The organism is Actinacidiphila bryophytorum, assembly GCF_016916835.1.
Lineage (GTDB): Bacteria > Actinomycetota > Actinomycetes > Streptomycetales > Streptomycetaceae > Actinacidiphila > Actinacidiphila bryophytorum.
The window spans coordinates 86,518-100,555 of the sequence record NZ_JAFFIX010000012.1 but is presented as its reverse complement, the minus strand read 5'-3'; the positions used below and the strand labels follow the sequence as shown (position 1 = coordinate 100,555).

General features: G+C 73.6%; 12 protein-coding genes and 1 pseudogene. 8 read left to right on the top strand and 5 right to left on the bottom strand.

What is annotated here, in order from left to right; genetic code table 11:
• Window positions 1–346 precede the first annotated feature (346 nt).
• From JT723_RS19270 to JT723_RS19260, 3 genes are all read left to right on the top strand, one after another.
• Window positions 347–2,203: an arabinofuranosidase catalytic domain-containing protein gene (locus JT723_RS19270; RefSeq protein ID WP_205045926.1), complete on the top strand. Its 1,857-nt coding sequence runs from the start codon at window positions 347–349 to the stop codon at window positions 2,201–2,203.
• A gap of 443 nt (window positions 2,204–2,646) precedes the next feature.
• Entirely contained in the window at window positions 2,647–3,207 is a 561-nt protein-coding gene (locus JT723_RS19265; protein WP_251512622.1) for an RNA polymerase sigma factor, read from the top strand.
• On the top strand, window positions 3,204–4,148 hold the full coding sequence (locus JT723_RS19260) for a hypothetical protein (RefSeq protein WP_205045924.1): 945 nt from the start codon (window positions 3,204–3,206) through the stop codon (window positions 4,146–4,148). Before JT723_RS19265 ends, JT723_RS19260 begins: the two co-directional genes overlap by 4 nt.
• Window positions 4,149–4,166: 18 nt before the next feature.
• On the opposite strand, the gene JT723_RS19255 is transcribed toward JT723_RS19260, so the two are convergent.
• On the bottom strand, window positions 4,167–5,012 hold the full coding sequence (locus JT723_RS19255; protein WP_205045923.1) for a SecDF P1 head subdomain-containing protein: 846 nt from the start codon (window positions 5,010–5,012) through the stop codon (window positions 4,167–4,169).
• 219 nt (window positions 5,013–5,231) lie between these two features.
• On the opposite strand from JT723_RS19255, the gene JT723_RS36165 reads away from it, so the two are divergent.
• Both JT723_RS36165 and JT723_RS36455 read left to right on the top strand, forming a co-directional pair.
• Window positions 5,232–5,384: an RIFT barrel domain-containing protein gene (locus JT723_RS36165; RefSeq protein WP_205045922.1), complete on the top strand. Its 153-nt coding sequence runs from the start codon at window positions 5,232–5,234 to the stop codon at window positions 5,382–5,384.
• Window positions 5,385–5,484: 100 nt separating this feature from the next.
• A pseudogene (locus tag JT723_RS36455) lies at window positions 5,485–5,739 on the top strand (Gfo/Idh/MocA family oxidoreductase); the annotation flags it as partial.
• Between the two features lie 125 nt (window positions 5,740–5,864).
• Here the strand turns inward: JT723_RS36455 and JT723_RS19240 are convergent.
• From JT723_RS19240 to JT723_RS35205, 3 genes are all read right to left on the bottom strand, one after another.
• Window positions 5,865–6,149 (bottom strand): hypothetical protein, encoded by a 285-nt coding sequence (locus tag JT723_RS19240; protein ID WP_205045921.1) that lies wholly within the window; start codon window positions 6,147–6,149, stop codon window positions 5,865–5,867.
• 85 nt (window positions 6,150–6,234) lie between these two features.
• A complete protein-coding gene (locus JT723_RS19235; RefSeq protein ID WP_240165852.1) occupies window positions 6,235–7,125 on the bottom strand; it encodes a S1 family peptidase in 891 nt (296 codons plus the stop codon).
• A gap of 126 nt (window positions 7,126–7,251) precedes the next feature.
• A complete protein-coding gene (locus JT723_RS35205) occupies window positions 7,252–9,240 on the bottom strand; it encodes a pectinesterase family protein (RefSeq protein WP_240165851.1) in 1,989 nt (662 codons plus the stop codon).
• 289 nt (window positions 9,241–9,529) lie between these two features.
• Here JT723_RS35205 and JT723_RS19225 point away from each other — a divergent pair, with 289 nt between their 5' ends.
• From JT723_RS19225 to JT723_RS19215, 3 genes are all read left to right on the top strand, one after another.
• Window positions 9,530–10,651: a glycoside hydrolase family 53 protein gene (locus JT723_RS19225; protein WP_205045920.1), complete on the top strand. Its 1,122-nt coding sequence runs from the start codon at window positions 9,530–9,532 to the stop codon at window positions 10,649–10,651.
• Window positions 10,652–10,726: 75 nt separating this feature from the next.
• Complete coding sequence (locus tag JT723_RS19220) at window positions 10,727–11,347, top strand: TetR/AcrR family transcriptional regulator (RefSeq protein WP_205045919.1); 621 nt, start codon at window positions 10,727–10,729, stop codon at window positions 11,345–11,347.
• Between the two features lie 95 nt (window positions 11,348–11,442).
• The gene (locus tag JT723_RS19215; RefSeq protein WP_205045918.1) at window positions 11,443–13,101 is read left to right on the top strand and encodes an acyl-CoA dehydrogenase family protein; all 1,659 of its coding nucleotides are present in this window, start codon (window positions 11,443–11,445) and stop codon (window positions 13,099–13,101) included.
• Window positions 13,102–13,131: 30 nt separating this feature from the next.
• Here the strand turns inward: JT723_RS19215 and JT723_RS19210 are convergent, their stop codons facing one another.
• Window positions 13,132–14,022: an NAD-dependent protein deacetylase gene (locus JT723_RS19210; protein ID WP_205045917.1), complete on the bottom strand. Its 891-nt coding sequence runs from the start codon at window positions 14,020–14,022 to the stop codon at window positions 13,132–13,134.
• Between the last annotated feature and the right edge of the window lie 16 nt (window positions 14,023–14,038).

Sequence of the window (14,038 nt, the reverse complement as noted above, 5' to 3'; positions counted from 1 at the left end):
TGCCGTAGGGGGAGTCTGAGCACGACCGCTCCCCGCGGGTAAGACCCGGCAGGCAGCGATAGGGATATCCCTATGCGCTGCCTGTGTGTCGCCGATGCCCGGCGCCGCTGCGGCAGTTCGTGCATCCGGTGCGGCGGCGGTGGGCATCCTGGACCTTGCGCGACCGCACGGGACCGCACCGGACCGCACAGCACCGCACGGAACCGCACAGCACCGCACCGCCCCACCCGTACGGGCGGCGGCCTCGCCATTCCCGCCGCCCGGGAGCACCGGCACGACCCCGTACGCCCGCACGACCCCGCGCCACCTCGACGTACGCACCTACTCGAAGGAGAAAGGGCCGACGATGACCGCACACCCTCCCAGGAGCCGGCCGACCTCCGCGCTGCGGCGCTGCCGCCGCGCCCTCACCGCCTTCGCCGGGACGCTCGCCCTGGCCGCGGGGCTGCTGCTCGGCTCCACCGGCCCCGTGCACGCGGCCGGTTCCCTGCCCTGCGACATCTACGGCGACACCGGCACCCCCTGCGTGGGCGCCTTCAGCACCGTACGCGCGCTGTACTCCGGCTACGGCGGCAGCCTCTACCAGGTCACCCGGGTCAGCGACGGCGCCGCCCGCGACATCGGCCTGCTCGCGACCGGCGGCTACGCGGACGCGTCGGGCCAGAACTCCTTCTGCACCGGCACAGCCTGCGTGATCACCCGGATCTACGACCAGTCGCCGCGGCACAACGACCTGGCCGTCGCCGGCGCCGGCACCGCGGGCGCCGCCGACGTCGGCGCACTGGCCAACGCGCTGCATGTCACCGTCGCGGGCCACCCGGTCTACGGGGTCTACGTCCAGCCCGGCATCGGCTACCGGCACGCGGTGGGCACGGGCGTCGCCACGGACGGCCGCCCCGAAGGCATGTACATGGTCACCAGCGGCACCCACACCATCCACGACTGCTGCTTCGACTTCGGCAACGTCGAGGCCAAGGAGGAGGACACCGGGGCCGGCCACATGGACGCGCTCAACATCTCCCCGGCGCGGGCCTGCGACCCCTGTACGGGCAACGGCCCGTGGGTGCAGGCCGACCTGGAGAACGGCATCTTCCAGGCCGACACCAACGCCCACAGCCGCAACGGCGGCAACAGCACGCCCTTCGTCACCGCACTGCTGAAGAACGACGGCCAGCACACCTTCGCCCTCAAGGGCGGCGACTCCCGCGGCGGCGGCCTGACCACGTGGTGGAACGGCGCCCTGCCGCCCGGCTACGCGCCCATGCAGCAGGAGGGCTCCATCGTCCTGGGCACCGGCGGCGACAACAGCAACCGCGCAGGCGGCTCCTTCTTCGAGGGCGCCATCACCGCCGGCTACCCCACCGACGCGGCCGACGACGCCGTGCAGGCCGGCATCGTGGCGGCCGGCTACGCGGGCGACACCGCGGGCGTCGCCCCCGCCACCGTCGGGGCGCCCGGCGGCAAGTGCGTCGACGTCTCGGGCGACGACGTCGGCGGCGACCGGGCCGCGGTGCAGATGTGGGACTGCCAGGGCGCCGCGGCCGACCAGCACTGGACGCACGAGCCGGACCGCTCGCTGCGCACCCTGGGCCGCTGCCTTGACGTCAACGGCAACGGCACGGCCCAGGACACCCAGGTGGAGCTGTGGGACTGCAACGGCGTCGGCGGCCAGAAGTGGGTGCAGCGCCCCGACGGCTCCCTGTTCAACCCGCAGTCCGGGCGCTGCCTGGACACCCCCAGCGGCGCCACGGCCAACGGCAGCCGCCTGCGCATCCACGACTGCAACGGCACCGCGGCCCAGAAGTTCACCGTGAACGGTGGCGGTGCCATCGCGGGCCCGGCAGGCAAGTGCGTCGACGTCTACGGCGACGACAACGCGGGCGACGGCGCTGCCGCCCAGCTCTACGACTGCCAGTCCTACGCCCTGGACCAGCACTGGGTCCACACCTCGGCCAACGCGCTGCGCACCCTGGGCCGCTGCCTTGACGTCAACGGCAACGGCACCGCCCAGAACACCCCCGTCGAGCTGTGGGACTGCAACGGCGTCGGTGGCCAGGTCTGGGTGCAGCAGGGCGACGGTTCGCTGCTCAACCCGCAGTCGGGCCGCTGCCTCGACGCCACGGACGGCGCCACCGCCAACGCCACCCGGCTGCAGATCCACGACTGCAACGGCACGGCGGCCCAGAAGTTCGCCCTGAGCTGACCCGCCCGGGCTCCGCGCCCGCGGTCTCCCCGCGTACCGTTCGCCGCTCGGACGGCGCCGTGCGCCAGGAGGCTGCGGACGCAAGTCCGGGACGGTCTCCGCGGCGGGCCGGGGCCGCCGGCCCAGCGCCTTGCGGGCATCTCGGCACCCAGCTGACGCCAGTCCACGCCCGCACGGGGGCGGGCGGCGACGGTGAACCAGCCGAGCAGTTCGGTGACCTGCGCCACGCCCCGCACGGGGGCGGGCGGCGAAGCCCGGCCGCGACGCCTGGTCGCCCTGACCCGGCGCCTCCCGCCCGGCGAACGCCGGAGGCGCCCCGCGGCAAGTAGTCGGTGAGGCCGCGTGAGCCGGCCGGGAATCGAGGGCCGATGGAGGGGATCCGCCATATGCGGTGGCGACGGGGCGGTGCGCCGGAAGGTCCGGGTGACGGGGACGAGGCGCTGGTGCGGTCCGCGAGGGACCCGGCGGCCTTCGAGCCGCTTGTCGCCCTGCACTCGGCAGCGCTGCACGGGTATCTGGCACGGCGGGCGCCGGCGGTCGCCGACGACCTGCTGAGCGAGGTCTGGCTGCGGGCCTTCGCCGGGCGTGCCGGGTTCGACCCGCGGCGGGGGACGGCACGGACATGGCTGTTCGGCGTCGCCCGCCATGTGCTGGCCGCGTACTGGCGCACGTCCGGCCCGGGCCCGGGCGGCAGCTTGCCGGAGGCGGGCGCGGCCGACCCGTGGCAGGCGGTGGACGAACGGCTCGACGCCGAGGCGGTCGCCCCGCTGATCCGCCGCACCTTGCAGCAACTCCCGCCGGGGGAGCGGGAGCTGCTGCTCCTGGTGGTGTGGGAGCAGCTCAGCCCCGCGGAGGCCGCGGCAGCCCTCGGGATACCCGCGGGCACCGCCCGCTCCCGGCTGCACCGCGCCCGCGCCGCCCTGCGCGAAGCGCTGACCCCGGTGGCCGCCCCGCAGCCCCGCACCGACGCCGTGACGGCAACGACATCAGGAGACACCGCATGAAGACGAGCAGCACCGGGCGGGGTACGTCCGGCACGGACCTGCAGGACCTCGGCCTCGACCTGCCGGGTATGGGCACCCTGGCCGCCGCCGGGCGCGTACCGCCGCCGGAGCAGCGGGTCGTCGCGGGAGCACTCGCCGCCGTACGCGCCGCGGGTGAGCGGGAGAAGGCCGCGCCCGGGGGAGTACGGGTGCGCCGCCCCCGCCGGCGTACGGTCGCGGTGGCGGTGGTCCTCGCAGGTGCCGCGGCGGCGGCCGTCCTGCCCACCGTCGACTTCGGCGGCGGCAGGCCCGGCGCCTCGGCGCAGGCGGCCGAGTTCCTGACCTCGATGGCGGCCAAGGGCGGCGCCCCCGGCCTGGGAGGCGCGCCCTACTGGAAGGTGGCCACCCTGGTGGGCGGCGACCAGCCGCCGAGCGCGGTGAACGCGTACTACAGCCGGACCACGTTCACCCTGGAGATGGCCACAGGTCTGGCCGCCAAGCCCTGGGCACGCAAGACCGCCCACGCTCAACCCGGCACGTCCACCCTGCTGTTCGGCGACGCGACCAACGCCGTCCACTGGGACGACCTGGCGGCTCTCCCCACCGACCCGGCGGAGCTGGCCCGGCGGCTGGAAGGCGACTGGTCCGACGGCATCGGCACCTTCCAGGTCGTCAGCGAGGCGCTGGGCAGCGCACCCGTCTCCCCGCAGGTCCGCAGCGCCCTCTTCCAGGTGCTCGCCCGCATGCCCGGCGTGCGGCTGGTCGGCACCGCGCACGACGCCACGGGCCGCACCGGCACCGAGCTGTCCCTGACGGCCCACGCCGGCACCGCGAACGCCGGCACGGTCACGATCGTCGTCGACCCGCGCACGGGCCGGCTGCTTCAGCAGGAGCTGGTGGACAGCCGGCAGGACCTGCGGGTCACCTACCTGTCCGCGGGGCCTGCGGCGCGTATCGGCTGACGCCCGGCGGGCGGCGGGTCAGCGGCCGGTGGCGGGGTCCGCGGCGAGCTGGACGGGGAGGGCGCCGCTGGAGATCGCCGCGGCGAGCTCCTGCGCCTGCTCCTTCGTGTAGCGCCCGGTGATCTGCGCCTTGCCGCCGGTGATGGCCGAGTTGACGGCGGGGGCCGACATCACGTGGTCGTCGATCACGATGGCGAACTGGTCGGCCGGCGGGGTGTTCTGCGACAGAGTGCCGGTGACCTTGGTGAAGGTGGCGCTGCCCGCCGGGCTGAAGTCCAGGTCGACCAGCCATCCGCTGCCGCTGACGGAGTCGAAGGCCGCCGTCGCGCTCTCCACGTCGGAGCCGCCGAGGCCGGTCGGCGCCAGCAGGTACTTCTGGCCGGTGGAGGGGTCGCATCCGACGGTGGGCCGGTCCGGCTGCGAGGGCGTCGCCCGGGTGGTCTTGTCGCAGACCATCGCGTCGTACTGCTGCCCGAGCCCGTACTTCGCGGCCTGCGCCGGGTCGAGCACCGGCCGGAACTCCAGCACGGCCGTGGCCGTCACGCGCTCCAGCCGCTCGGCGCTGCTCTGCGGCGCCACGACGGTGAGGACGGTGCCGGCGACCGTCACGTCGGTGTCCTTGAGCCCGAGGGCCGCGGCGCGCTTGCGCAGCCGGTCGGCGGTCACCTGCATGTCCACGGCGGTGGGCGTGCCGGAGTCCGCGAGGCTCGCGGTGTACGTCGTGGTGGTGCGCGCGGCGGCGTGCTTGTCCAGCGGCGAGGACCCGGCGAGGTCACCGGAGTCGGAACATCCGGAGACCGACGCCCCGAGGGCGAGCACGACGACGGTGAGCACGGTGGCGGACGCCTTGCGGTGAGGAAGCATGAACCCAGTGTGGCTGGTTGTCGCGGCCCGGGTGCGCATCCCCGGCAGCCCGCCGGGCTTCGGCGCATGCTCCCGGTGGAGTACCGGCCGGTGGGCCGGGGTCCACCGGGAGCATCCGGCGGTCCGGTCGGCGCGGCGGGCCGGACCGTCAGGCGGGTGGCGTCGCCGCCACCCGCACCTCTTCCGCCGTGCCGTCGGGGAAGACGACCGCGGGGCACGGTGGCCGCGGGCACCCCCTTCGCGCTGCGCGACAGCGGCGGCGACCAGGTGCCGCTGCAGTCCTGGCCGCTGGCCTACTGGCCCGACGGCGGGCACGAACTGCTCGCCGCGGCCTGGCTCGACCTGGTGCTGCCGGCGGGGGAGCCGCGGTGACCAGGACCGTGGTGCTCGCCGGCGCCTCCGGCCACGGCCGCACGCACCTGGCGGAGATCGCCGCGCTGGAGGCGGCCGGCCTGGTCAGGCTGGCCGGGGTGTGCGACGTCCGGCCGCTGGATCCGCAGGCTCTCGCACTCGTCGGCGACCGCCCCTTCGACACCGACCTCGGCAGGCTGCTCGACAGCACCGTCCGGACATCGGCATCGTCGCCACGCCCATCCACACCCATCTCCCGCTGGCCCGGCAGGTGCTGGCCGCCGGTGCGCACCTGCTGGTGGAGAAGCCGCCGCTGCCCACCGCGGACGACTGGCGCGAACTCCTGCGGCTCGCCCGGGCGGCGGGCCTGGTGGCCCAGACCGGCTTCCAGAGCCTCGGCTCGCACGCCGTCGTCCGGCTCGCCAAGCTGATGGCCGACGGGCGGCTCGGCCGTATCCGCGGCATCGGCGGATACGGCGCCTGGTCGCGCACCGACAGCTGCTACACCCGGTCCGACTGGGCCGGCCGGCGCGAGCTGCACGGTGTTCCGGTGGTGGACGGCGCCCTCACCAACCCCTTCGCGCACATGATCGCCACCGCCGTGCGGCTGGACGGCAGCACGGGCTGGGACGACGTGGGCGACATCGAGGTCGAGCTGCTGCACGCACGGGACATCGCGGCCGACGACACCTCCTGCATGCGCCTGCGCACCGCGAAGGGAACGGTCGTCACGACCGCGGTGACGCTGTGCGCCGAGACCCCGTCCGACCCGGTGCTGCTGGTCATCGGAACGTACGGCCACGCAAGGCTGCACTACGCCAGCGACGTGCTGCACATCGACGGGATGCGGGAACAGCACGGCAGGCTGCTGTCAGCCGATCACCTGGGTGATCCAGCCACGGAAGTGGCTGGCGCTGGTGATGATGTCGGGTCCCGCGCCGCAGACCTCCTCCGGGCCGCGGGAGTCGGCGCCGACGAGCACCCAGGCGCCGTCGACGAGCCGCACGATGGGCGAGCCGGAGTCGCCGTTGCAGGGGCCGTACGTGCCGGCCACGTTGTCGGCGCAGTCGTCGCCGGGCCGTATGCCCCAGGAGTCGTCGCCGTTGGCGGCGGTGACGCACTTGGGGGTGTCGGTCGGCAGCAGCTTGGTGTCGAGCTGCTGGAGGAAGGTCGTCACCGTCGTCGGGTCGGCGTCCACGGTGTAACCCCAGCCCAGCTCGCGGACCTTGGTGCCCGGCGCGGCCTCGCTGACGGGCAGCTTGACCGGCCGCTGCGACACCCGGGTGGCCAGGTGCAGCAGGGCCAGGTCGGAGCCGGAGGCGCGGGTGTCGGAGGCGACGTAGCCGGGGTTGACCACGATGCCGGTGAGCAGGGAGACGGTACCGCCGGTCGTGCGGTCGTCGGAGCCCACCCTGACGTGGAACTGCGCCGGGTCCTGCACCGCGAAGGGCGTCCCGTCCGTCGTCACGTCCGTGACGCAGTGCGCCGCGGTGAGCACCCAGTTGGGGCTGACCAGGGTGCCGCCGCAGCGGTTGTGGTCGGGGTCGCCGTTCTTCTCCACCTGCAGCGAGACGATGAAGGAGTAGTTCTGGTCCGCCGGGTGGCCGCCGATGATCGACGGTGTGACGGCCCCCGACGTACCGGGAGTTGCGGCCTGGGCGGTCCCCAGCCCCGCGGTCAGGCCGACCGCGGCCAGCGCCACGGCCCCGTAGGCCAGCCGCCGCAGCCAACCGCCTTGCACAATACGGTTCTTCGTGTCCATGGGACTCTGTTCCTCCACGCAGCCATTGTTGTTCCGCCACTGCGAAACAACTATGAGAACCGTACTATGTGCGGGGCTGGAGTGAACAGGGAGCCACTGTGGTGCGGAACCGCTCATGAGTGTGCGTCAGGACACGTAAGGCCAGCCTGCGGTGTCGTAGGTGAGGAAGTTGAGGCCGAGGTAGGACGCGCCGCTGTCGGCGTAGTAGTGGTAGTCGAGGATGTCGTGGTCGGTGTCCGCGAAGACGCCCTCTCCGCCCGGTCCGTGGATACTTCCGTGCCCCGCGAGGATTTCGGTGCCGCCGCCCGCGGTCATCGCCGTGCCGTTGCGGTCGGTGTAGGGGCCGGTGACGGAGGTGGAGCGGCCGACCATGATGCGGTAGGTGCTGGCGGCGCCGCGGCAGCAGTAGTCGAAGGACACGAAGAGGTAGTAGTAGCTGCCGTGGTGGAAGACGAACGGCGCCTCGATCGGGCCGCCGCCGCGCCCCGCGAGCGAGCGGATCGAGGAGTCCGCGCGCAGGCCGGTGGCGGGGTCGAGCGCGATCATCTTGATGCCCGACCAGAAGGACCCGAAGTCCAGCCACCAGCGGCCCTGCGCGTCCACCACGAGGTTGGGGTCGATGGCGTTGAAGTTGTCGGAGGACTGCGAGGCGACGACCAGCCCGCGGTTGGTCCAGCTGCCGGGGTCGCCGCTGGGGCTGGTGGCCAGGAAGATCGCCGAGTGGTTCGAGCCGAACGTCGAGGCGGCGTAGTACATGTAGTACTGGCCGTTGCGGTACGACAGGTCCGGCGCCCACAGGCTGCGCCCGTTGCCGGTGTAGGGGTACGTCCAGGACGCGCCGTTCGGGAAGGCCGTACCGGTGTTGCGGAAGGCGACACGGTCCTGCGACGTCTTCAGGCCGATGTCGTTGCCGGTGTACGCCACCAGGTAGCCGCCGCCCGGCCGTTTGACCGTCGACGGGTCGTGCACCCCGGTGTCACCGGTGACACGTCCGGGGTCGGGATAGGTGGCGGCGGCTGCCGACGGACCGGCCGCCGCGGTCGCGGACGTCGTCGCCGCCGGGTTCCAGCCGTCGCTTCCCGCGAGATAGGCGGCCGCGGTGTAGGAGGCGGCGTCCGCGGCGGTCAGTTGCGGGCGGCCCGAGGTGACGGTCGCGCCGGGGCCGGTGTTGGCGTACTCGCCGTAGCGTCCCGGCGTCCAGGTCGCGCCGGAGATCCCGGTCCACGGCCCCGCGGCCCTGATCGCCGCGGGCAGCGACGTCTCGCGCACCACCATCTGCGGCACCGCGTCGGCCGACGGCTTCCACGCGCGGCCCAGGTAGAGCCGGCCGGCGGCGAAGGTGCTGGTCACGGTGTCGCCGGTGAGCAGGATGCCGTACTTGTTGCTGCCGAAGGTCGCGGGCGCGGCCAGGTATCCGCTGGTGAAGCCGTCGTCGCTGAGCAGGTTGATGCGGGAGCGGTCCACGACCAGGGTGCCGTTGCCGAAGATGAAGTCGACGTCGCCGTCGATCTCGCCGCCCCGGACGTAGGAGCGCAGGCGCTTGGACGCGGTCGAGTTCCAGGACAGCAGGGTGTCCTGGTGGCCGTGGAAGTCGCAGTCCAGGTAGGTCTGCCGGTCGCCCTCCATGGCCAGCGCCACGGCCTGGGTGCCGGTCACCGAGGGGTTGGCCTGCCGGCTGAAGAGGTTGCGGAAGGTGAGGTGCTCCGCGGTGAAGCCGTCGGCCTTCACGTGGACGGTCGCGGAGCCCTCGGTGCCGTACGTGCCGCCGCCGGGCTTGGCCAGGCCGTTGTAGCGGGAGCCGTCGATGCGCACGTCGGCGGGGTTGCCGGTGGCGCCGAGCATCGTCAGGTGCAGCTTGGTCGCGGGGACGGTGAGGTACTCGGCGTATGTCCCGGCGGCGATCGAGATCGTGTACGGGGTCGCCGAGTTGTCCGGCACCGCGTCGACCGCGGACTGGATGGTGGAGAACTGCGCGCCGGAGTGGGCGACGGTGAGCGTGACGCCGGCGGCGGGGCCGGCGGCGTGCGCGGGGGTGGGGGCGGCGGCCAGTCCGGCGGCGCACAGCACGCCCGCCAGCACCGGGGTCAGGGTCGTCCTGCGGGGGAGGGGAAGCATCGGACCGTCCTCGGATGTGGGGGGTGAGGGCGAGTCAGCAAGGGCTCGTATGTGAGCGCTAACGCGCCCGGAGGATGCGGATGAAACGCTTCAGTGGACGGTAGGGCGCCCGCCTCGGGTCGGCAAGGCGTCGGACCGAATTTTCCGGGCACACCCGAGTGTTGGCCGGGTCTGAACCACTCAAGTACGGGCTGCTGCCTGGCTGTTGATGCGGACGGCCTTGGCTGGTAGGTCTGTTCGCGCTCACAGGCATGCGGACCACGGAAAGACCACGGAAAGGGGATCGGACATGCTGACGTACACACCCCGCCGCACAGCGGTGGCCGGGCTGCTGATCGCGGGCCTGGTACTGCCGGCGGCCATGCTCGGCGGCACCACCAGCGCGTCGGCCGCGAACTCGCTGAGCATGCGCGGTGCCGACATGTCGACAACGCAGCGCGCACTCGACCTCGGTGCGAAGTACTACGACGCGAGCGGCAACGCCAGGGACCCGCTGGACATCCTCAAGGACAGCGGCGCCGACTACGTCCGCCTGCGCGTCTGGAACAACCCGGCCAGCGGCTACAACAACAAGGCGAAGGTCCTGCAGTACGCGAGGTCGGTGAAGGCCAGGGGCATGAAGCTGCTCGTCGACTTCCACTACTCCGACAGCTGGGCCGACCCCGGTCAGCAGAACAAGCCCGCGGCATGGGCGGGCCACGGCATCGGCCAACTGCAGACGGACGTCTACGACTACACCTACGACGTGTGCAGCAGCCTCAAGGCGCAGGGGACCGCACCGGACAGCGTGCAGATCGGCAACGAGATCAACACCGGGATGCTGTGGAACGACGGCAAGGTGGTGAACAACGACTTCACCAACCTCAGCCTGCTGCTGAAGGCGGGCTACAACGCGACCAAGGCGTGCAACAGCGCCACCCAGGTCGTCATCCACACCGCCGACGCCGACAGCGACGCCCACGCCCGCTGGTTCTACGACGGGATCAGGGCCAAGGGCGTCACCTGGGACATCACCGGGCTCTCGTACTACTGCATGTGGCACGGCTCGCTGTCGACCATGGGCGGCGTCGTATCCGACATGAGGTCCCGCTACGGCAAGGACGTCGTCATCGCCGAGACCGCCTACCCCTTCACCGCGGCGAACGCCGACGGCACCGGCAACTCCGTCACCTCGGGATGCTCCGGCTACCCGCTCACCTGGCAGGGGCAGGCCGCCGAGTTCGACGCGGTGCAGAACACCGCCCGCAGCGCCGGGGCGATCGGCGTCTTCTACTGGGAGCCCACCTGGTACGCCGTCCCCGGCAACGGATGGGATCCGGCCGACATCAACGGCAGCGGCGACGGCTGGGACAACATGGCCCTCTTCGACTGGACGGGCCACATCAACCCCGGTGTCCGGTGGACCCCCTGACCGACCCGCCGCACAGGGCGGACGCGAGGGCGCCAGGCCGTGGCGGGAAAATCTGAATGGTGCTTCACTTCTTGTATGGCCTACCGCAAGACACCGGCGGAGCTGCGCCGGCTCGACGCCGTACGCGAGCACCTCGTCGCCCGGGCCACCTCGGTCGTCGCCGAGGTGGGCTGGGTGCAGACGTCGGTGACCGCGGTCGCCGACTCGGCCGGGATCGCGGCCGGCTCGGTCTACCAGCACTTCCCGTCCAAGGCCGCGCTCGCGGTGGAGGTCTTCCGGCGTGCCGCCGGACGCGAGGTCGAGGTGCTCGGGGAAGTGCTGCACGGACCCGGTGACCCCGTCGGGCGGCTGAGCCGGGGCGTCGAGGTCTTCGCCCGCCGCGCCCTGGAGAACCGGGGCCTTGCCTACGCGCTGCTCGTCGCGCCCGCCGAGCCCGCCGTCGGCGCCGAGCGGCTCGCCTTCCGGCGCCGCTACCGGGCGCTGTTCGCCGAGGTCGTGCGCGAGGGCACCGCGGCAGGACTGCTGCCCGAGCAGAACGGCGAGGTCACCGCCGCGGCCCTCACCGGCGCGGTCGGCGAGGTGCTGGTCGACCCGCTCGACCCGCTCGGCTCACCCGACCAGGCCGCGACCGACGTGCTCGTCGGGGAGCTGACCGCGATGGCCCTGCGCTGCGCCGGAGCCGACCCGGCCGCCTGACGTCCGGCCGCCTGACGTCCGGCCGCCTGGCGCCAGGCCACCCGGCGCCCGGCCGCCACCGCCCGCAGATTCGACCCGTCCGCCCGGAGGATCCCGTGTCCACGCCCGCCGCACCGCACAGCCACCCCACCGCCGTGACCCACCAGGTGACCAACCAGCCCCCGCCGCTGGCCGGCCACGACACCGCCGCCGACCCGGTGCTGCTGGAGGGAGTGCGGCGCGAGGGCGCCGGCCGGCACCTGGCCGACCTGCACCGGCTCGGCGTGCTCGCGGGCAGCGAGGAGGCGCAGCACTGGGCGGACCAGGCCAACCGCCACGAGCCGGAGCTGCGCACCCACGACCGCTACGGCAACCGCATCGACGAGGTCGAGTTCCACCCCGCCTACCACCGGCTGATGGACGCCTCGGTGAGCGCGGGCCTCGCCGGTGCGGCCTGGTCGGACCCGAGGCCCGGCGCCCACGTGGCACGCGCGGCCGGTTTCATGCTGGCCACCATGCTGGAGGCCGGCCACCTGTGCCCGGTGTCGATGACGTACGCGGTGGTGCCGGCGCTGCGCCAGTCGCCCGACCTCGCCAAGGTCTACGAACCGCTGCTCACCAGCCGCGTCTACGACCCCGGGCTGCGCGCCCCCGCGGACAAGCGCGGGCTGCTCGCCGGGATGGGCATGACGGAGAAGCAGGGCGGCACCGACGTGCGCGCCAACACGACAGCGGCCACCGGGCAGGCCGACGGGACCTGGCGGTTGCGCGGCCACAAGTGGTTCACCAGCGCCCCGATGAACGACCTCTTCCTGGTCCTCGCGCAGGCACCCGGGGGGCTGTCCTGCTTCCTGGTGCCGCGGGTGCTGCCCGACGGCAGCCGCAACACCTTCCGTATCCAGCGCCTGAAGGACAAGCTCGGCAACCGCTCCAACGCCAGCAGCGAGCCGGAGTTCGACGACACCGTCGCCTGGCTCGTCGGCGCCGAGGGCAGGGGGGTGCGGACCATCATCGAGATGGTCACCATGACGCGCCTGGACTGCGTCCTGGGCTCGGCCGCCGGCACCAGGGCCGCGCTGGCGCAGGCCGCCCACCACGTTCGGTACCGCACGGTGTTCGGCGCCAAGCTCGCCGACCAGCCGCTGATGCGCAACGTCGTCGCCGACCTGGCCCTGGAGTCGGAGGCGGCCACCACCCTGGCGCTGCGGCTGGCGGGCGCCGCCGACCGCGCCCAGCGCGGCGACGAGGCGGAGCGCGCCTTCCTGCGGCTGGCGACGGCCGTGGGCAAGTACTGGGTGTGCAAGCGGCAGCCCGCAGCGGTCGCCGAGGCGCTGGAGTGCCTGGGCGGCAACGGCTACGACGAGGCGTCCGGCATGCCGCGGCTCTACCGCGAGGCCCCGCTCAACGGCATCTGGGAGGGCTCGGGCAACGTCAACGCCCTCGACATGCTGCGCGCCCTGGAGCGCGAACCCGCCGCGCTGGACGCCTTCCGCACCGAGGTCCAGGCCGCCGCCGGTGCGGACGCCCGGCTGGACGCGGCCTGGCGGGAGCTACGGGCCGAACTGGCGAGCACCGAGGACGCGCCGCTGCGGGCCCGCCGGGTCATCGAGCGTGCCGCCCTGGTGCTCCAGGGCTCCCTGCTGGTGCGGCACGCACCGCCCGCGGTGGCCGACGCCTTCTGCGCCTCGCGGCTGGCAGGCGACCGCGGCCTCGCCTTCGGCACCCTCGCCCCGGGGACGGACTTCGCGGCCCTGCTGGACCGGCTGCCCGTCTGAGGCGCGGGCAAGGCGCGGGCGCGGCGGGCCTCAGGCGCCCAGGCCGTCGGCGAGCGCCGTGAGCGTCGGGCCGAGCGGCAGGTCCAGGCGCAGCGCGGCCAGGGAGTCGCCCCGGGTGCTGCCCTGGTTGACGATGGCCACCGCGATGCCGCGCCGGGCGGCCCTGCGCACGAAGCGCAGCCCGGACATCACGGTCAGGGAGGAGCCCAGGACCAGCAGCGCGAAGGACGCGTCGACCAGGTCGTAGCAGCGGTGGACGCGCTCGGCCGGTACGTTCTCGCCGAAGAAGACCACGTCAGGCTTGAGGGTGCCGGTCCCGCAGGCCTCGCAGGCGACCGTACGGAACTGCGCCGTGCGGTCCGCGGGCAGTTCGGCGTCGCCGTCCGCGTTGGCGGTGGCGGCCAGGTCGCGGAAACCGGGGTTGACCTGGTCCAGGCGGTCGTCCAGCCGGGTGCGGGGGCTGCGCTCGCCGCAGCCGAGGCACACGACGCGGTCGAGCCTGCCGTGCAGGTCGATGGTGCCGCCGGTGCCCGCGGCCGTGTGCAGGCCGTCGACGTTCTGCGTGATCACCCCGGAGACCAGGCCCGACCGCACCAGGCGGTCCACGGCCAGGTGCCCGGCGTTGGGCCTGGCCTGTGCGACGGCCCGCCAGCCCAGGTGGCTGCGCGCCCAGTAGCGGCGCCGGTTCGCCTCGTCCCCGGTGAACTCCTGGAAGGTCATCGGCGACGACCGCCGCAGGCTGCCGGTGACCCCGCGGTAGTCGGGGATGCCCGACTCGGTCGACAGGCCCGCCCCGCTCAGCACGGCCACCGGGCCGCGCCCCGCCAGGAAGCGGACCAGGGCCGCCGCGCCCCGGCCCGGCAGGTCCGCCGTGCTGTGCGGGGCCTGGCCGGCCGGATCGGCGGCGGCACGGATGTCCATACCGGCAGCGTACGCC